We start from the raw sequence: 19,514 nt of genomic DNA, 5'->3' as shown, positions 1-19,514 counted from the left end.
GCCTACACGTCAGCGGGCGCCGTAGTTGTACAGCGGCTTGATGACGGGATCGTCCTGGGAGGCGTTCACGAGCTGGACCGTGCCGAACGATGCTCCGGCGGCCAGCAGGACGCCGACCAGCGCTGCGATGGCGATGCGCATCAGGGGGTCCTTCGTCTTGAACCGCGGGGGTGGATACTCCCGAGTAACGGAGTGCTCAGAGTAATACCGGAGGGAACGATTGACCAGATAACAACCGCACTCATGACAATCCAGGCGGCCGCCACCGGAACGACCGGAATCCCGTCCCCGACCGCCTCGCCGCTCCCGTCGATGCGGTAGACGGCCAGGTCATGGCCTCGCAGCACCTCGACGACCGCGCCCGAAGGACGGTTCGCGGCGATCTCGGCGTCCACGACGACGTACCGTATTCCTTCGTTACGCAGCGTGGCTGCCAGTGGTGTGCCCGCTCTGGCGTGGGGGGTCAGCCTGACGGCTCTCGGGTCTTCGGGCGGGACGGTCGTCCCGTCCACGGTGACGGCGTCGTTCACGACGACCCGCCGGTGCAGATACCGGGGCAGCGGATCGAGGACGCGGCGGCCGTGATTCCACGGATAGCTCCGGTAGGACGCCCACGGCAGCACCAGCACGTCCCCCTCCACCGGGTCGCCGTGGATGATCCGCCGCGCCCGCGCCCAGTCGTCCGGATAGCCGACGGCCCGCAGATCGCCCGCCGCGCCCCACGCCAGCGTCGGCAGCAGGATCACCGGCGCGGCCATCGCTCCGGCGGCCGCCCCCGGCCACCGCGCCTCCGCCGCGCGGTCGGCGGCCACGCCGAGGCCCACCGCGACCACGACGGCGAGCGGCGCCACGAACTGCTGGCCGTCCCGGAAAACGGCGAACCCGGGCCACAGACCGATGGCCCCCTCCAGGACCGGCGCGGCCACCACGCCCAGCCCCGCCACCGCGAACCCCGCAACCGCCGCCACCACCGCGCCTCCCCGCCACACGGGCTCGCGGCACCATTTCCAGTAGGCGGCGAGCGCGCCGACCACGACGACCTGCCAGATCGTCGCGGTCACGGGAGCGCCGTACCCGCTCGGCACGGTCTCGCCGTTCCACACGCCGCCGAGCGCGAGCAGGCTCCCGAGCGTGCCGAACGGCGTGTCCGCGCGGGCGGCGAACAGGTCGACGGCCGTACCGTCCTCCGGCAGCCCGGCCGGACGCAGCAGGCCCGGCACCAGCCACGGAAGGCTCAGGACCGCGACGGCAGCGATCACCTTGGCGGCGGCGCGGGCGCGAGCGCGTCCGATCAGAGCGATGGTCAGGGCCGTCAGGGCGGAGACGGCCAGGGCGGCGAAACCGCCGATGGCGGCCGGGATCAGGGCCCTGACGAGGCGTCGCCCGCCGTGCGGCTCGTCCAGCCGGGACGAGGCGGCGACCACCCAGGGAAGGGCCGCGTAGCCGAGGAGGAGCGCCCACTGCCCGAGCAGCAGCCGCTCGGCGACGAACGGGTTCCAGGCGTAGCAGACACCGGCGGCCAGGCGCGGCAGGAGCCGCTCGGACGGCACCAGCGAGGCCGCCGCCGTGCACGCCATCACGAAGATCGCCAGCAGGATGAGCTTCTGCGCGAGGTCCGCTGGGAGGACCGTACCGAGCGCGGTCGCGAACGCGTCGCTCGGGACGTGCCGCGACACGGTCCCCGTCAGCCCGAACGTCATCCGGGTGAAAGCGGGATCAGGGACGAACACCATGTCGTAGGACAGCACGAACCCGGGCGCGAGCCCCGGCCCAAGCGCCGTCAGCCCGAGCCCCAGCCCGGTCACTGCGGCAACGAGGTGCCGCGTCCGCTCCGCCGCCATGTGCGCGTGGACGCTATCTCACCGGCTCCGGGTCACGAGGCAGGCCGAGGATGCGCTCGCCGATGACGTTCAGGTTGACCTCGGTGGTGCCGCCGCCGATCGTCATGGCGCGGGACGCCAGGAGGTACCTGGTCCAGCGGGCGCGCAGCGGGTCCGTCCAGGCGCCGGTGAGCGCGCCGTCCTCGCCGAGCAGCGTGAACCCGAACTCGGTGACCTGCTGGCCGTGCTCCATCGCCACCAGTTTCCGGACGTTCGCCGTCGCGCCCGGGTCGGTCCCGGACAGCTGCTTGAGCGTGGCGCGGAGGCCGAGGAGCGCGAAGGCGTGCTCGTCGCAGGCGAGGCGCCCGAGGCCGTCGCGGACGACCGGATCGCCGTCCAGGCCCAGCTCGGCGGCGAGGTCGAGGAGCTTCGGCAGGTCGCCGCCGAGCTGGAACGTGCTGGTCAGCCCGACGCGCTCGTTGGCGAGGGTGTTGCGGGCGACGCGCCAGCCCGCGTCGACGGGGCCGACGACGAGGTCGTCGGGGACGAACACGCCGTCCAGGAACACCTCGTTGAAGACGGCGTCGCCGGTGCATTCGCGGAGCGGACGGATCTCGATGCCCGCCGATTTCATGTCGACGAGGAAATAGGTGATGCCGTCGTGCTTGGGGCGGTCGGGGTCGGTGCGGGCGATGCAGATGCCCCAGTGCGCGTCGCGGGCGAGGGACGTCCAGATCTTCTGGCCGGTGATCGTCCAGCCGCCTTCGGCGCGTTCGGCGCGCGTCCTGAGCCCGGCGAGGTCGGAGCCCGCGCCCGGCTCGGAGAACAGCTGGCACCAGACGAGCTCGCCGCGCAGCGTCGGCGGCAGGAACCGTTCCTGCTGCTCAGGAGTGCCGTACTGGACCAGCGACGGGACGACCCACGCCGCGATCATCAGCGGCACCGGGCGCACTCCGGCCGCCTTCAGCTCCTGCTGGATGACGATCTGCTCGAGTGGCCCGGCGTCGCGTCCCCACGGTTTCGGCAGGTGCGGGGTGACCCAGCCGCCGTCCGCCATCGCCGCCCGCTGTTCGAGGGGCTCCATCGCGGCCAGTTCGGCGACGCGGGCGCGGATCTCCGCGCGCAGCGGCTCGGCGTCCTCGGCGAGTTCGACGCTCATGGGACGCCGGACGCCCGCGACGGCGAGCGCGGCCACATCCGCTCTGTGCTTGCCAGCCCGCCCCAGCAGCGCACGCAGCGTCAGTGCTCTTCGGTAGAGGAGGTGGGCGTCGTGTTCGTAGGTGTAGCCGATTCCACCGTGGACTTGGATGTTGCCTTCCGCGCATAGGACGGCGGCGTCCGCGGCTAGGGTCGCGGCGACTCCGACGGCGTAGGCGCGTTGGTCTGCTGGCTCGTCCAAGGCGCGTGCAGCGTCCCAGACGGCTGCCCTGGCGCGTTCCGCGGCGATGAGCATCCGGGCGCATTTGTGCTTGACGCCTTGGAATTGCCCGATCGGACGGCCGAATTGCTCGCGAAGCTTCGCGTACGCCACGGCGTCGTCCAGGGCGCGTCCTGCAACGCCACATGCTTCGGCCCCTAGCAGGACGACGGCGAAGGCATGCGCGTCCACGCTGAGGAGACGTTCTTCCTTAACCGTTGCGCCGTCGACCGTGACCGCCCCCACCGGACGGGTGATGTCGAGAGACTCCAGCGGCTCCACGGTGACGTCGCCCCGCTCCAGGAAGACCCAACCGTCACCGGCCGGAAGCAGGAACAGGTCTGCCAGCGGCGCGCCCAGTACGGGCTGCACCGTCCCGGTGACTGTGGAGCCGTTCACGTCGAGGCTGCCAGACAAACCCACCGCCGCCTTGCGAGAACCGTCCGCGAGGCCCGGCAGGAGGTTTTCAGTACCGCAGGCGTGCAGGATCGCGGACGCCAGGACGGTCGGCGTGTACGGCCCAGGCGCCAGCGCACGGCCGAGCTCCTCCAGTGCGACGGCCTGTTCCAGGAGACCGAAGCCCTGCCCGCCCACGTCTTCGGGCAGGTGCAGGCCGGGCAGTCCCTGCGCGGCGAGCGCGGGCCAGAAGCCGGTGTCCGCGTCCCGGACGGCCTGCGACGTGATGTTCCGCTCGGCGAACCCGCGCACGGACGCCGCCAGCGCCTCGTGTTCCTCGGTCAGCCCGATCGCCATGCGCCCCACCTCTCCTCAAGGTGGGGAAAGCCTATTAGAACGTCATTCGACTGTCAGGACGCGATCGTCCTCAGGAGGCGAGCTTCAACCCGGTGAAGAACGCGTTGACGTCCGGATACATCTTCTTGTGCGTGTTCGGCATGGACGCGAACACCACGGCGGGCGCCTTCCGTCCGGTGTCGATCACCGCCGTGGCGTAGATCTCGCCGGTCGCCCGCACCCCGTCCCGCTTGTAGGTGAGGTACGACGCGATCATCCAGCCCTGGCGTCCGTCCACGTTCAGCGGCTGCGACGCCAGCGGCGCCGACCTGTGCGGGAAGCCGTAGTACTGCGCCTCGAACCCCTTCGCGACGAGACCGGCGACGTTCTTGATGCTATCCGGGCCCTGGTAGGCGCCCTGGAGGCTCGGCAGCAGCGTGCCCGTGAGGAGCTGGCCGTACCAGAGCTGCCCGCCGTTCTTCTCCGTCACCAGGATCTGCTGCCCGGACCACCCCGGGGTGCCCAGCTTGTTCTGCTTCGTGGGAACCTTCCACGGCGCGGCCAGCCGGGGGTAAGACAGGCCCGAGTGGGCGTCCGCGACCCGTCCCAGCGTCCTGCTCGGGCTGCCGGGGAACGCCTTGAGCCGCTTGTCCGGCGGCAGCTCGACCTGCGCCGCCTCCGACTGCTCCGCGGTCGCCGTCCGGCCCGCGTTGGCGCCCGAGTCCGACTCCGCGGGCGCGTCGTCGCCGCCCCTCATGAGGTAGACGGCTCCGGCCGCGACCAGCGCGACCACCAGCAGACCCACGCCGCCGAACAGCACGATGCGGGACCGGCCTCCGTCGTCGTCCAGGACGTCGCGCCGCGGCCGCTCCGACGCACCGAGCTTGGCGTCGGCCGCGGCCTCGTCCGCCATCCAGTCGGGCATCTGCCAGTTGCCGCTGCTCGGCTTGCCGGGCTTGGCCGGCTCGCCCATACCCGTGGGGACGGCCGGCGTGTACCGCTCGTCGCCGGCGCCCTCGCCGTCGCCCTCGTCGAAGATCGACCCTTCCCAGTGGGGCGGGTCGTCCTCCCGGACAGGCGCGACCTTGACGTCCTCGCCGTCCTCGGCCCACGCCTCCTCGGGCCGCTCCTCGACCTTGCCCCAGACGTCGTGCGCCTGGGGAGGGTCGTCCGAGAACTCGGTGCGGCCCACCGGGCCGGGCTCGCTCTCGCTCATGTCGGTCCAGCGCACGCCGCGCTCCCCCTGATCGGACATGCGGGACACGTTACGCGAAGATCAGCGGCGCGGTCCCGGCCGGGAATCACGCTCAGGACACATCTTCCCAACGCCTCAGCCGTTCCAGGACGAACCGCCGTCACCCGGTGTGACCAGCGCTTCCTTCGGCGGCGGCCCGTCGGCGAGGCGCTCCCTGGCCAGCAGCGTCGCGCCCGCGACCGCGCCCGGCATCGCCAGCACGGCGCCCAGCGGGACGATGAAGACCAGGAACGTCGCGACGCCGAACCCGATCACCAGCGGGCGGTTCGTCTTCAGCCGCGCGAACCGCTCGGTGCGCCGGATCCCGCGCCGCTCCAGCGCGACCGACGTCAGCTCGCCCGCGAGGAAGTAGCCGGACACCAGCGCCGCGACCACGGGCACGACAGTCTGCCCCAGCACGGGCAGGAATCCGCACACGAAGAACACGACGGCGAACGTCAGCGCGATGGCGCCGAGCAGGACCGCGTCCTTGATCGCCCGTCCGATCTGGACGAGCAGCGGGACGTCCGGCTCCGGCGGCGCGCCGCCCTGCGACTCCTCGACGCGGACGGCGATGGCCTCGTAGAACGGGTCCCCGACCAGCAGCGTCACGGCGGTGAAGGTGAGCACGGCGAGGAACAGCGACGCCCCGTAGATCGCGATCCCGGCGACGACCCGGGCCGACGTCCGCGCCGCGTCCGACCAGTCGTCGGCGAATCCCGTCACCCATCCGGCGAGGTCGTCGATCTGGAACGCCAGGAAGACCAGGGCCGTCACGTACACGGCGAGCACGATCAGCGCCGGGATCAGCCCGAACAGCCACTGAGCCGGATGCCGCGCCATCCACGCGATGCCGCGCAGCAGGTAACCGACGCCGTTGAACAGGTCCTTGGCACCGGACGGCCGTCCGGCGGGCCGGGCCGGTGGCGGTGAATGCGGGGGGACGTACGGTTGGCTCACGCCCCCAGACCCTATAGGCCCACAGGCAGACCGGAGGAGTCGCCTTGCAGATCACAGCGGCGCTCGTCGAAGAGCGGGACGGCCCGTTCACCCTCACGGAGCTGGAGCTGGACGACCCCGGCCCCGGCGAGGTCCTCGTCCGGCTGACCGCCACCGGCATCTGCCATACCGACGGGCTGGCCCGGCACGGCGACCTGCCGTTCCCGCTGCCCGGCGTGCTCGGCCACGAGGGCGCGGGCACCGTCGCGGCGGTCGGCCCCGGCGTCACCGGCTTCGCGGAGGGCGACCCGGTCGTCATCGGCTGGCCGTCGTGCGGGACGTGTCGCAACTGCCGGGCCGGTGAGCCCAGGTACTGCCTGCGGCTCGCGGAGGCGCTGTGCGGCGGCGGCAGACTCGGCGGCGGCGGGACGGCCCTGCGCCGTCTCAACGGCGACCCCGTGTCCAGCCATTTCTTCGGCCAGTCGTCGTTCGCGACGCATTCGCTGACCACCGCCGCCGCGCTGGTGCCCGTGCCCCGGGACCTGCCCCTTGAGCTGATGGGGCCGCTGGCCTGCGGGGTGTCCACCGGCGCGGGCGCGGTGTTCAACACCGTCCGGCCGCAGGCGGGCGCGCAGCTCGTGATCTTCGGGGTGGGGACGGTCGGGCTGGCCGCGATCATGGCCGCGCGGAACTCGGCCGCCACCCGGATCATCGCCGTCGACCGGCACGCGTCCCGGCTGGACCTCGCGCGGGAACTCGGGGCGACCGACACGATCGACGCCGGGAAGGACGACGTCGTCGGCGCCGTCCACGACCTGTGCGGTGGGCCCGCCGACTACGCGCTCGAATGCACCGGGGTGCTCGACGTCGTCCGGCAGGCCGCCGACTCGGTCGGCATGCTGGGCACCTGCCTCCTCATCGGCGGCGCCCCGGCGGACGCGGAGTTCGCGCTCGACCATCTGTCCACCCTGTGGGGCAAGCGGATCGTCGGGGTGCTGGGCGGCGGCGGGCGCAGCCAGGAGCTGATCACCGCCGTCATGAGCCTGTACGCGCAGGGCCGGTTCCCGTTCGACCGGCTCGTGGAGTACTTCGACTTCGCCGACGTCCAGACGGCTCTGGATCGTTCCTACGCCGGGGAGGTCGTCAAGCCGATCCTGCGGATGCCGTGCCCGGGGCGTCGAGCGGAGCTCGTCCGTTGAATGGTGGTGGGTGGGGGCTGGAGGACGGTGTGAGGAGGTCGGCGGCTTTTTCCGCGATCATGATCGCGGGGGCGTTGGTGTTGCCGGTCGGGACCGCGGGCATGACCGACGCGTCCGCGACCCGCAGGCCCTCGACGCCGTGGACGCGCAGCTCCGGGTCGACGACCGCGTGATCGTCCACGCCCATCGCGCAGGTGCCCGCCTGGTGGTGATACGTGACGACCGACCTGCGGATATAGGAGTGCAGGCCGTCTGTGGTCTCCGCGAGGGGGCCGGGGTACAGCTCCCGCGCTCCCCAGGCGCCGCGCAGCTCGGGCGCGTCCACGATCTCCTGGCACAGCCGGACGGCGGCGGCGAGCGCCTCCAGGTCGGCGTCGTCCGACAGCACGCGCGGGTCGATCAGCGGCGCGTCCCACGGGTCGGCGGCGAGGCGGATCTCGCCGCGGGACGCCGGGCGCACCAGCCCCGCCATGAGGGAGACGCCGTCCGGCGGCCCGTCCATCCACGATTCGTAGAGCGGCACGCCGAAATGGATGGGCTGCAGGTCGGGCACCGGCAGGTCCGGACGGCTCCGCCAGAACAGATGGCTCTGCGTGAAGGGGAGGCCGGGTGAGAAGGCGGGCGTCCGGCCGATGGAGGCGATCACCGGCACGAGCCAGTGGTCCTGCAGGTTGCGGCCGACGCCGGGCACGTGGGCGACGGTGTCGCCGAGCGCGTCCGCGTCCCCGATCCCGGACCGCATGAGCAGGACGGGCGACCCGATGGCACCGGCGCACACCACCACTTCGTCGGCATGGGCGCGTTCCGCGACCCCGCCGCGCTCCCATTCGACGCCCACGCACCGCCGCCCTTCCATGAGCAGCCGCCGGACGCTTGCATTCGGGACAATTGTGACGCCGCGCCCCAAAACGGGCGTCAAATACGCGCGCGCCGTCGTGAGGCGCCGCTTGTCGCGAATGGTGAACTGCATGAAGGACACGCCGTCCTGCCGGACGCCGTTGTAGTCCGGATTGAACAGCAGCCCGGCCTCCCGCGCCGCCGCCACGATCGAACGCTGCACCGGGTCGGGCTCGTATCCGGTGAGGACGTCGAGGGTTCCGGGCGCCTCGGCGCCGAGCCCGTCGATCCGCGCGAAGACGGGCCGGACGTCCCGCCATGACCAGCCCTTATTGCCGAGGGAGGCCCAATGGTCGTAGTCGGAGGGGTTGCCGCGCACCCAGATCATGGCGTTCAGCGCATGCGAGCCGCCGACGACGCGTCCGCGCGGCAGATGCAGCCTCCGGTCCTGCGCCCCATCCTGCGGAACGGTGCGGAAAGCCCAGTCGAGAGGCGAATCCCAGAGTTCGTGCATGCGGGACGGATCGTCCACCGCGGGCTCGTCCCGGTGCGGGCCCGCCTCGACGACCAGCACGTCCCGTCCCGCGTCCGCCAGCCGCCGCGCGACGACCGACCCCGCGGATCCGGCACCGACCACGATCACCTCGGCCCGGCGCCGACTTTCACCGCTCATCCAAGGGCCTCCAGGGTCGAATGCGGGGCGAAACGCACGGTACTGACGAGAACGGAGCGTACTTCGGGGGGATTTGTGTAGGATTCCGGAAATCGCAGGCCATGCCGCCAAAGACAAGGACTGTTCCGCCAGAGCCAAGAGCACCGGCGAAGAAGGCGGTGGACTTTCCGGACCGTCCATCGGGGAGGAAGAAGGGAGCCGCCAGTGACCGCCCACCGGCAGTCCGATACCGGCGAAAAGGTCGATCCGGCGCCTGGGAGCTGGGGCCAGGCCGCAGCGCTGACCCAGACGAAGCTTCCCTCGCTCGCCGTACGGGCCGGGCGCGGGGAGGCCACGAGCGTTCTGGTCGCGACCCTGGGCCTGGTCGCGTTCATCAGCATCCTGCATCCGGAGTTCCTGCGCGTCGGCCAGCTGCTGGACACCCTCCAGTCGGCCGTCTACGTGGGGCTCCTCGCCTGTGGCATGGCGTATCTGCTGTCGATGCGCGAGATCGACCTGTCGGTCGGGTCGACCTTCGGGCTGACCGTGATCGCGACCGGCCTGATGATGAACGAGGGGCTGCCGGCGTGGCCGGCCGCGGTCCTCGGCATCGTGCTCGGCGGCTTTCTCGGTCTCATCAACGCACTGATCGTGCAGTTCGTGGGCATCCCGGCGATCGTGGCCACCCTCGCCACGCTGTCGGTCTTCCGCGGCCTGACGCTCGCTTTGAGCGACGGCAAGCAGGTCACCGGCCTGCCGCTGGAGAGCTCCTTCTTCACCCTGCTGGGCGGCAAGACGCTCGGGGTCCCGACGAGCGTGTGGGTCCTGATCGTGGTCGCCATCGCGCTCACCCTGGTGCTGCGGTTCACCCCGTTCGGCTACCGGGTGCGCTCCATCGGGTCCAACCCGGACGCGGCGACGTTCTCCGGCATCTCCATCGCGAAGGTCCGCATGCAGGCCCTCGTCCTGATCGGCCTGCTCGCCGGGCTCTCGGGCGTGCTCGGCCTGGCGTTCTTCACCTCCGGCGACCCCAACATCGGCACCGGGTTCGAACTCCAGGCGATCGCCGCCGCCATCATCGGCGGAACGCCCCTGCGCGGCGGCAGCGCCACCGTCATCGGCGCCTGCCTCGGCGCCGTGCTCCTCAGTGTGGTCACCAGTGGTCTGCAGTACTTCAACATTCCCGCCAACTGGAGCGCGTTCGCGACCGGCGGAGTCATTCTCGCCGCCGTCGCGCTGGACAGCCTGGTACGCCGCCGCAGGCGGCGCGAAGACGCCAAGCTCGGTCTATGACACCCCGCACCCCAAGGAGAACAAGTGAAGATCAGGTCTTTGACCCTGGCCACAGTGCTGATAGGCACGGTCGCCCTGGCCGGATGCGGTTCCGGGTCGGGCGGCTCGGGGGAGAAGAAGTCAGGAAAGCTTAAGCTTGGATTCATTTACGCGACCACTACGCAGAACCCGTTCCAGGAAATGGCTTACGGAGCGAAAGCGGCCGCTAACGCGGACGGCAATGTGACGCTCAACGCGTCCGCGCCGACCGGCGTGAACGGGCCGGTCCAGGTCCAGCTGTTCCGCTCCGCGATCCGCAGCTCGCCCGACGGCATCGCCCTGCAGGCCCTCGCCCCCGACCTGTTCAACCGCCCCCTCGTCCAGGCCGCCGACAGCGACATCCAGACCGTCGCCGTGGACGCCGCCGCGCCGCCCGGAACGAAGACGAACCTGTTCGTCGGCAACAGCAACACCGAGGTCGGGCGCGCGCTCGGCGAGGAGTTCGTCAAGAACGTCCCGGCGGGCACCAAGGGCGAGGTCGTCATCGGCCTCGCGATTCCCGGCCTGCGGCTGCTCGAACAGCGCGTCGAGGGTCTCACCGCCGTCATCAAGAAGGAACGTCCCGAGCTGACGATCAAGGGCCCGTTCGACTCCAAGTCCGAGCCGACGGACAATTACAACGCCTGGAACTCGATCGTCAAGGCGAACCCGAAGGCGATCGCCTACCTCGGGGTCGGCGCCCAGGACGGCGTCTCGCTGCCGCTCATCCAGAAGCAGACCGGGCGCAAGTTCCTCGCCGGCTCCTGCGACCTCGACCCGGCCGCGTTGAAGGCCGTCAAGGACGGGTCCCTGTTCGCCCTGTCCTCGCCCGAGCACTGGCTGAAGGGCTACGTGTCGATCGCGCTGCTGATCCAGAGCAAGCGCGAGGGCAAGAAGCTGCCCGAGGGCTGGTGGAACCCCGGCACCCTCGTCGTCAACTCCGGCAACATCGACGAGGTCATGAAGCGCCAGGCCAACGAGCAGAGCCGCAACGCCTACTTCAAGGCCCTCGCCGAGAAGCAGGTCGGCAACCCCGGCCAGTACCTCAAGCCGCTGAACCAGGCCAACTGACATGACGGTGCTCCGCGCGCAGAACATCACCAAGACCTACGGCGGCGTCACCGCGCTCGCCGACGGCGCGATGAACGTCGAGCCGGGGTCGGTGCATGCTCTTCTGGGCGAGAACGGGGCCGGGAAGTCGACCATGGTGAAGGTGCTCGCCGGGACGATCCGTCCCGACTCGGGCACCCTCACCATGGACGGCCGGCCCGTCGCCTTCCACAGCACGGCGGACGCGGTCCGCCACGGCGTCGCGGTCGTGTCGCAGGAACTGAACCTCTTTCCGGACCTCGACATCCTCGCCAACCTCTTCCCGCTCCGCGAGCCCAAGCGGGGCCCGTTCCTGAACCGCCGCGCGATGGCCGACGCCGCCCGGCCGATCCTCACCAGGCTCGGTCTGGACGTCGACCTGCGCACCCTCGTCCGCGAGCTGTCCCTCGGGCAGCGCCAGCTGGTCGAGATCGCCCGCGCGCTGCTGACCGAGCCGCGCGTCCTCATCCTGGACGAGCCCACCTCGGCCCTGGACCGGGACGGCTCGGACCGCCTCCTCGGCATCCTGGAGGTGATGCGGGAGCGGCAGGTCGGCGTCGTCTTCGTGTCGCACATCCTCGAAGAGGTCATGCAGCTCTGCGACACGATCACGGTGCTGCGGGACGGCGACACGGTGCTCAGCGGCGCCGACCGCGCCGACCTGCGCATCGACGACATCGTCTCGGCGATGCTCGGCCCCCGGCCCGAGCGGGAGGCGGCGCCGCCGCCCGTCCCGCCGCAGGCCGGGAACGGCCGCGAACTGCGGCTCGACAAGGTGTCGGTGGACGACGTGATGACCGACGTCGACCTCCGCGTGCAGGCGGGCGAGATCGTCGGCGTGACGGGGCTGGCCGGGGCGGGGCACCTCGCCGTCCTGGAACTGGTCGCGGGGCTCCGGCGGCCGTCCCGCGGGACCGTCCGGCTGCCCGGCGACCGCCCGGTCCCCCGCGGCCTGCGCCGCGCGATCGGCGCGGGCGTCGCGGTGGTCTCGGGCGACCGGCGCGGCCGCGGGCTGATGCTCGACCAGCCGGTCTGGCAGAACATCGGCCAGGTCCGCTCCATCGGCCTGAGCCGCGACGGCCTGGTCGTCCGCAAGTCCGCGCTGCGCGGCCGGGCCCGCAGCCACGTGGACCGGATGCGCATCCGGTGCCGGGACGTGGACCAGCGTGTCGGCCTGCTCTCCGGCGGCAACCAGCAGAAGGTCGTCATGGCGAAATGGCTGGACGCGTCACCCGCGGTCCTGCTGCTCGACGACCCGACCCGGGGCGTGGACGTCGGCGCCAAGGCCGAGATCCACGACCTGATCCGCAAGGCCGCCGCCGACGGGGCCGTGGTCCTGCTCGCCTCGACCGACCTGGAAGAGCTGGCCGAACTGTGCCACAGCGTCCTGGTCTTCTACCGCGGCGAGGTCGCCGCCCGCCTTTCCGGCTCCGACCTCGACCAGCACACGATCGTCCGGGTCTCCAACACCGGCGACCACGGATAGTCGAAGCGCCCTCACGGCCGCCGCGGACACGACCGCGGCGGCCGTTTCTATGCGCTGATGGGCCGCTGAACGGCCACGTCGCGAGCCGCCCGATTCGGCTCCGCACGCCGGTTCCGGAGCGTCGCCCGCACTGGTCTGGTCCGCATGCTGGACCGGTTTCCACTGAATGTCACCCTTGAAATTTGGTCCTTGCATGCCGCTTGAAGTGCGGTTATGTTCCTCACAATTAGTATAGTTTCCTAATTATTGAAGGGAACTGAGATAGCCGTGCGCACCAGACCCCCCCTCCGGAGGATCTTCGCCGGAGTCACCGCGCTGCTCCTGATGTTCGGCCTCTCCGTGGCCATCACCACGCCCGCCCACGCGGCGGGCCCGACCGCCGCCTGCCGCACCGTCCAGGAATGGGGCGGCGGCGCCCAGTACACCTGCACGATCACCAACAGCGGCACCGGCGCCACGTCGGGCTGGAAGCTGGAGTTCGACCTCGGCTCCAACGTCCGGATGGGCTCGTACTGGGACGCCTCCCTCACCAGTTCGGGCACCCACCACACGTTCACCAACCGCAACTACAACGGCACGATCAGCCCGGGCGGCACCGCCTCCTTCGGCTTCCTGGTGTCCTTCACCGGAACGCTGAGCGGCCCGGAGAACTGCAAGCTCGACGGCCAGCCCTGCGACGGCGGCCCCTCCGACGCCCCGCCGAGCGCTCCCGCCAACCTGCGCACCACCGAGGTCACTCCCACCTCGGTCTCCCTGGCGTGGGACGCCGCGTCCGACGACCAGGGCGTCAAGAACTACGACGTGCTGAACGGCAGCGCCGTCGCGGCCACCGCCACCGGCACCACCGCCACCGTCAGCGGCCTGACGGCCAACACCCGCTACACCTTCACCGTCCGCGCCCGCGACACCTCCGACCAGCTCTCCGAGGTCGGCGCCCCGGTCACCGTCACCACCCCCGGCTCGGGGGAGGACGCGCCGCCGTCCAAGCCCGCCGAGCTGCGCGTCTCCTCGACCGAGGGCGACACCGTCAAGCTCGCCTGGAACGCCGCCACCGACGACAACGGCGTGGCCGGCTACGACGTGCTGCAGAACGGGTCGGTCGCCCAGTCGGTCACCGGCACCACCGCCTCCGTCTCCGGCCTCCGCCCGGGAAGCTACCGCTTCGCCGTGCGCGCCAAGGACTCCATCGGCCAGTTCTCCGAGCTGAGCAACGAGGTGACCGCCACCGTCGGTGCCGGCACCGGAGGCTGCCGCCCCGACGGCCTCTACCAGACGCCGGGCGTCACCCCCGCGTACTGCGAGGTCTATGACCAGGACGGCCGCGAGAAGATGGGCGACGGCCACCCGCGCCGCGCCATCGGCTACTTCACCAGCTGGCGGACGGGCAAGGACAAGAAGCCCCGCTACCTCGCCAACGACATCCCGTGGGACAAGGTCACCCACCTCAACTACGCCTTCGCGCACGTCGACGAGCAGAACAAGGTCTCGGTCGGCGGCGACAAGCCCACCAACCCGGCGATCGGGATGGAATGGCCTGAGGTTCCGGGCGCGGAAATGGACCCGAGCCTGCCGTACAAGGGCCACTTCAACCTGCTGAACAAGTACAAGAAGCAGCACCCGAACGTGAAGACGCTGATCTCGATCGGCGGCTGGGCGGAATCCGGCGGCTACATCGACGACAACGGCAACCGCGTCGCCTCCGGCGGGTTCTACACGATGACCGACACCCAGGCGAAGATCAACACGTTCGCCGACTCCGTCGTCGAGTTCCTGCGCAAGTACGGATTCAACGGCGCGGACATCGACTACGAGTACGCCACCTCGATGCAGTACGCCGGGCACCCGGACGACTTCACCTTCTCCAACCCGCGGCGCGCCAAGCTGATGGCCGGATATGTGGCCCTCATGAAGACGCTGCGCGAGAAGCTGGACGCGGCGGGCGCGGCCGACGGCAAGCACTACCTGCTGACCGCCGCCGTCTCGGCGTCCGGCTGGATCCTGCGCGGGCACGACAGCTACCAAGTCGTCCCGTACCTGGACTACGCCAACATCATGTCCTACGACCTGCACGGGACCTGGAACCACTTCGTCGGCCCCAACGCCGCCCTGTACGACGACGGCAAGGACAACGAGCAGCAGGAGGGCGGCGTCTACAACGCCTACGGAATGGGGTACCTGAACACCGACTGGGCCTACCACTACTTCCGAGGCTCGATGCAGGCGGGCCGTATCAACATCGGCGTGCCCTTCTACACCCGCGGCTGGAAGAACGTCCAGGGCGGCACGAACGGGTTGTGGGGCAAGTCCGCCTTGCCCGACCAGAAGCAGTGCCCCAAGGGCACCGCAGGCGATGTCGGCTCCACGACGCCGTGCGGCGACGGCGGAATCGGCATCGACAACATCTGGCACGATCTCGAGAACGGCAAGGAAATGGCGTCGGGCAGCAACCCGATGTGGCATGCCAAGAACCTCGAAAAGGGACTCCAGGGCACCTACATCGGCGACTACGGGCTCGACCCCGCCAACGACCCCGACGACCGTCTCGTCGGCACCTACACCCGCAACTACAACAGCACCATGAAGACGCCGTGGCTGTGGAACGCCACCGAGAAGGTCTTCCTGTCCACCGAGGACGAGGAGTCGCTCGCGGCCAAGGCCAAGTACGTGGCCGACAAGGGCATCGGCGGCATCATGATCTGGGAACTGTCCGGCGACTACGCCTGGGACCCGGCCCGCAATGACGGCAAGGGCGAGTACTTCATGGGCAAGACGTTGATCAACGTGATCCACGACGGCCTCAAGAACGCCGCCCCGTACGGGAACCTCAAGTCCAGCACGACGATGCCCACCGACGTCCTCGACGTGAAGGTCGACCTGGTCAACTTCCCGGTGGGCGACGCCAACTACCCCATCACCCCGAAGATGCGCATCACCAACAACTCGGGCCAGACCATCCCGGGCGGCGCGACCTTCAAGTTCGACTACGGCACGTCCGCGCCGGCGTCGATGACCCAGCAGACGGGCTGGACGCTCTCCGTCCAGGCAGGCCACACCGGCAACAACGTCGGCGGCCTGAAGGGCGACTTCCAGAAAGCCACCCTCACAGTGCCGAGCTACACGAGCATCCCGAACGGCGGCTCGGCCACCATCGCCCTGAGCTACCAGCTACCGATAGCCACACCGTCCAACTTCGTCCTCACCTTCGGAGGCAAGTCCTACGTCCTGACCCAGGACAGCCCAAGGTCAACCTCAGTAGGCGGCCTCCGCCGCTGACCTGACAAGAATCCCACCCCAAGGCAGGGCGTGCGCCCCCACCGCACGCCCTGCCCCTTTTGTGGGTCCGGGGCATGGGTCAGGACGATCCCTGGTGGGATAGTGGAACAGGTTCTAGTATTCGGGGATGAGGTTCACCTATGCCGAGGCCATGACGGATCCGTCTTTCTATCTGCCGCTGGCCAGGGCCGCGGAGGCGGCGGGGTACACGAGCATGTCGGTCGCTGACTCGCTCGTCTATCCCCGGGAATCGGACTCGGTGTATCCCTACACCGCGGACGGGAGCAGGGAGTTCCTTGAGGACAAGCCGTTCATCGAGACGTTCACGCTGATCGCGGCGATGGGGGCGGTGACCAGCACGATCCGGTTCACGCCGTTCGTGCTGAAGCTGCCCGTCCGTCCGCCGGTGCTGGTCGCCAAGCAGGCGACGTCGACGGCCTGCCTGACCGGGGGGCGGCTCGGGCTCGGGGTGGGGATCAGCCCGTGGCGGGAGGACTTCGAGGTCATGGGCGTGCCGTGGGAGCGGCGCGGGCGGCGGATGGACGAGGCCATCGACGTCGTGCGGGGGCTGAGCGGCGGGGAGTACTTCGAGTTCCACGGCGAGTTCTTCGACATTCCGGCGATCAAGATGACGCCGGCGAGGCCGTTCCCGATCCTGGTCGGCGGGCACAGCGAGGCGGCGCTGCGGCGCGCGGTGGTGCGGGGAGACGGGTGGATGCACGCGGGGGGCGGCGACCTGGACCAGTTGCTGACCAGGCTGAACCGGCTTCGTGAGGCCGAGGGAAAGAGTCGAGAACCGTTCGAGGTCCACGTGATCTCGCCGGACGCCTACTCGGCCGACGGGGTCAAGCGGCTGGAGGACAAGGGCGTCACGGATGTCATCGTCGGTTTCCGGATGCCCTACGAAAAGGGGCCTGACCGGGAGCCTCTGCATACGAAGATCGAGCACCTGGAGCGGTACGCGGAGAAGGTCATCGGCCGGGCATGAAACGAGAACACGTTATAGACGAGGAGCATCCGGCGCGGCGGGCGGCGCGGGCCTCCATGGGCGCTGTCATGGCGGGGCGCAAGGACGAATGGCTGCGGCTTTTCGGGCCGGACGCCCTGATCGAGGACCCGGTCGGGCCGTCGTTTCTCGATCCCGACGGGCAGGGGCATCGGGGGCGCGAGGGCATCGAGGCGTTCTGGGACGGGTTCATCTCCACCATCGCGAGCTTCGACTTCGCCGTCGCCGACTCCTTCGCCAACGGCCCCTGCTGCGCCAACGTCGCGACGATCACCACGACGACGGACGACGGCGCCACGATGACGATCGACTGCGTCCTCGTCTACACGGTGGACGAGGACGGGCTCATCACGTCCCTGCGCGCCCACTGGGAGCCGGAGCGCGCCTTGGCCACGCTCACTTCTGCTCGGTGATGTCGGTGCCCTTCGGGACGATCGCGAAGACGGCCGCCGCGACGGCGATCATCATGAGGCCGCCGAGCAGCGACGTCGTCTGCATGGAGTCGGTGAACGCGGCGCCCGCCCTGGCCGCGAGGTCGGGCAGGCCCTGCCGGTCGGCGATCGCGACCGCGGAGCCGAGGGACTCGCGCGCCGCCCCGGCGGCCGGGGATCCGAGCGCGCCGAGGTCGCCGTCCAGGCCGGTGCGATAGAGGAGGCCCGCGACGCTGCCGAGGACGGCCACGCCGAGGACGTTGCCCAGGTCGTAGCTGGTCTCCTCGATCGCCGCGGCGTTCCCGGCCTTGTCCCCCGGGCTGCCCGACATGATCATCGCGGAGCCGATGGCGAGCGACCCGATCCCGGCCCCGACCAGGCTGAGGGCGACCAGGACGTGCGTGTAGGCGAGATCGCCTGGGACGAAGAACAGCACGAGCATTCCGGCGCCTGCGATGGCCAGTCCGCCGGCGAGCACGCTTCTGGCGCCCGTCCTCTGGGCCAGCCACGGCGCGAGCAGTGACGCGAGAGTGGCGGTCGCGGCGACCGGGAGCAGCCGGACGCCGGTCTCGATCGGGCCGTACCCTTCGACGAGCTGCATCCACTGGGCGAGCAGCAGCAGCGCGGCGGCCAGCGCGAACGTCGAGCCGAGCGCCGCGACGACGCCCGCCGTGAAGCGGCGGCTGGTGAACAGGCGCATCTCCAGGAGCGGGTCCCGGCGGCGCAGGCTGCGCAGGACGAACCAGGTCAGCGTCGCGATCGCGGCGATCAGCGCGGCCCAGCCGGACAGGACGGCGAGGCTCTCCTCCTTCGCGAAGCGCTTGAGCGACCACACGAGCAGGACCATGCCGACCAGCGACAGCGCGGCGCCGATCCCGTCCCAGCGGCCGGGGCGCAGGCTGCGCGACTCGGGCAGGATGAGCGCGCCGGCGATCAGCGCGGCCACCATGAGCGGCACGTTCACGAGGAACGCGGCGTGCCAGGAGAAGTACTCCAGGAGGAGCCCGCCGACGACCGGGCCGACCGCCGCGCCGATCCCCGACACCGCGGCCCAGATCCCGAGCGCCGTCGCGCGCTCGGCCGGGTCGGTGAACACGGTGCGGATCATGGACAGCGTGGTCGGCATGATCATCGCGCCGCCGACGCCGAGGACGGCGCGCAGCGCGATCACCGCCTCCGCCGACCCGGCGAGCAGCACGAGCGCGGACGCGCCGCCGAAGACGGCGTAGCCGGCCAGCAGCAGCCGCTTGCGCCCCCACCGGTCGCCGATCGCGCTCGCCGACACCAGCAGGCCCGCGAGGACGAGCGAGTACGCGTCCACGATCCAGAGCAGCTGGTTCGACGTCGGTTGCAGGTCCGCCGACATGTCGGGAATGGCGATGTTGAGGACCGTCAGGTCCATCGTGATGACCAGCAGGCTCGCCGACAGGACGACGACCGACGCCCAGCGCCTCCGCGCCGAGGCGGCCTCGGGCTTGTGCATCGCGACGCTCATCGCTTCTCCGTGAACAGGGCCGTGATGGCGTCGGTCAGGAGCGGCAGGTCGAGGGGCTCCTCGTGGAGCGCGGCGTGCAGGGTGGCGCCGTCCGCGAACACCGCCACCGCCGTCGCCCGCGCGGCGCCGATGTACGCGGACAGGATGGCGACCAGCTCGTCGAACCAGCGCAGCGACAGCGAACGCAGCTGGGGGTCCTGCATCGCGGCCCAGGCCAGCGCGTTGTCCGCATGGACGAGACGCACGTCCCGCAAGTACTCGTGGAGCGCGGACGCGAGTGCGGCGGGCGCCGTGCGCACGTCCCGCATGGCCTCGCGGACGACCGCGAGCGCCTCGTCGATCTCGTCCGCGAGGTGCTGCAGCGCCGCCTCACGAAGATCGTCCAGGGTCGCGAAGTACTGCGTGGTGGACCCCAGCGGCACCCCCGCCCGCCCCGCGACCAGCCGGTGCGTCAGCCCGCCCGTGCCCACCTCGGTGATCAGCTCGGCCGCGGCCTCGACGATCGCCCGCCGCCGCCCCTCGGGATCGCGCCGGCTCCGCGGCCGCCCCGGCGCTGCGCTCTTCTCCGGCATTCTCCCCGTCTCTTAATGTAC

General features: G+C 70.6%; 15 protein-coding genes. 7 read left to right on the top strand and 8 right to left on the bottom strand.

The features are described 5' to 3' along the window. Positions 1–9: 9 nt before the first annotated feature. The 5 genes from E1287_RS46285 to E1287_RS10625 form a co-directional block, all read right to left on the bottom strand. Positions 10–141, bottom strand: coding sequence for a hypothetical protein (locus E1287_RS46285; protein ID WP_279504087.1), 132 nt, complete (start codon positions 139–141; stop codon positions 10–12). Continuing rightward, positions 141–1,841, bottom strand: coding sequence for a hypothetical protein (locus tag E1287_RS10640; protein ID WP_131964708.1), 1,701 nt, complete (start codon positions 1,839–1,841; stop codon positions 141–143). Before E1287_RS10640 ends, E1287_RS46285 begins: the two co-directional genes overlap by 1 nt. A gap of 13 nt (positions 1,842–1,854) precedes the next feature. After that, positions 1,855–3,990, bottom strand: coding sequence for an acyl-CoA dehydrogenase (locus tag E1287_RS10635; RefSeq protein ID WP_131964707.1), 2,136 nt, complete (start codon positions 3,988–3,990; stop codon positions 1,855–1,857). Positions 3,991–4,060: 70 nt separating this feature from the next. After that, a complete protein-coding gene (locus tag E1287_RS10630; protein WP_131964706.1) occupies positions 4,061–5,224 on the bottom strand; it encodes a hypothetical protein in 1,164 nt (387 codons plus the stop codon). 75 nt (positions 5,225–5,299) lie between these two features. Further along, a complete protein-coding gene (locus E1287_RS10625) occupies positions 5,300–6,163 on the bottom strand; it encodes an EI24 domain-containing protein (RefSeq protein ID WP_243718824.1) in 864 nt (287 codons plus the stop codon). 44 nt (positions 6,164–6,207) lie between these two features. On the opposite strand from E1287_RS10625, the gene E1287_RS10620 reads away from it, so the two are divergent. After that, positions 6,208–7,341: an NAD(P)-dependent alcohol dehydrogenase gene (locus E1287_RS10620; protein WP_131964705.1), complete on the top strand. Its 1,134-nt coding sequence runs from the start codon at positions 6,208–6,210 to the stop codon at positions 7,339–7,341. On the opposite strand, the gene E1287_RS10615 is transcribed toward E1287_RS10620, so the two are convergent. Continuing rightward, positions 7,286–8,851 (bottom strand): FAD-dependent oxidoreductase, encoded by a 1,566-nt coding sequence (locus E1287_RS10615; RefSeq protein ID WP_131964704.1) that lies wholly within the window; start codon positions 8,849–8,851, stop codon positions 7,286–7,288. The genes E1287_RS10620 and E1287_RS10615 overlap by 56 nt on opposite strands. A gap of 204 nt (positions 8,852–9,055) precedes the next feature. On the opposite strand from E1287_RS10615, the gene E1287_RS10610 reads away from it, so the two are divergent. From E1287_RS10610 to E1287_RS10585, 6 genes are all read left to right on the top strand, one after another. Further along, positions 9,056–10,123: an ABC transporter permease gene (locus E1287_RS10610; RefSeq protein WP_207934126.1), complete on the top strand. Its 1,068-nt coding sequence runs from the start codon at positions 9,056–9,058 to the stop codon at positions 10,121–10,123. Positions 10,124–10,147: 24 nt separating this feature from the next. Next, complete coding sequence (locus tag E1287_RS10605) at positions 10,148–11,212, top strand: substrate-binding domain-containing protein (protein WP_347813963.1); 1,065 nt, start codon at positions 10,148–10,150, stop codon at positions 11,210–11,212. 1 nt (position 11,213) lies between these two features. Continuing rightward, on the top strand, positions 11,214–12,716 hold the full coding sequence (locus tag E1287_RS10600; RefSeq protein WP_131964702.1) for a sugar ABC transporter ATP-binding protein: 1,503 nt from the start codon (positions 11,214–11,216) through the stop codon (positions 12,714–12,716). Between the two features lie 267 nt (positions 12,717–12,983). Beyond that, entirely contained in the window at positions 12,984–15,989 is a 3,006-nt protein-coding gene (locus tag E1287_RS46280) for a glycosyl hydrolase family 18 protein (protein WP_279504079.1), read from the top strand. A 127-nt stretch (positions 15,990–16,116) separates the two neighbouring features. Beyond that, positions 16,117–16,977, top strand: a complete 861-nt coding sequence (locus tag E1287_RS10590) for a TIGR03619 family F420-dependent LLM class oxidoreductase (protein ID WP_131964701.1) — start codon at positions 16,117–16,119, stop codon at positions 16,975–16,977. Then, positions 16,974–17,408 carry a nuclear transport factor 2 family protein gene (locus E1287_RS10585; RefSeq protein WP_131964700.1) on the top strand — a complete coding sequence of 145 codons (435 nt, stop codon included), beginning with the start codon at positions 16,974–16,976 and terminating at the stop codon, positions 17,406–17,408. The genes E1287_RS10590 and E1287_RS10585 overlap by 4 nt, the downstream gene beginning before the upstream one ends. On the opposite strand, the gene E1287_RS10580 is transcribed toward E1287_RS10585, so the two are convergent. Both E1287_RS10580 and E1287_RS10575 read right to left on the bottom strand, forming a co-directional pair. Continuing rightward, entirely contained in the window at positions 17,392–18,921 is a 1,530-nt protein-coding gene (locus tag E1287_RS10580) for an MFS transporter (RefSeq protein WP_131964699.1), read from the bottom strand. The genes E1287_RS10585 and E1287_RS10580 overlap by 17 nt on opposite strands. Continuing rightward, positions 18,918–19,493 carry a TetR family transcriptional regulator gene (locus E1287_RS10575; RefSeq protein ID WP_131964698.1) on the bottom strand — a complete coding sequence of 192 codons (576 nt, stop codon included), beginning with the start codon at positions 19,491–19,493 and terminating at the stop codon, positions 18,918–18,920. Before E1287_RS10575 ends, E1287_RS10580 begins: the two co-directional genes overlap by 4 nt. Positions 19,494–19,514: the final 21 nt, after the last annotated feature.

Source organism: Actinomadura sp. KC06, assembly GCF_004348735.1.
Taxonomy (GTDB): Bacteria; Actinomycetota; Actinomycetes; order Streptosporangiales; family Streptosporangiaceae; genus Spirillospora.
Note: the sequence above shows the minus strand (reverse complement) of the source record. Positions and strands in the feature narration are given on the sequence as shown.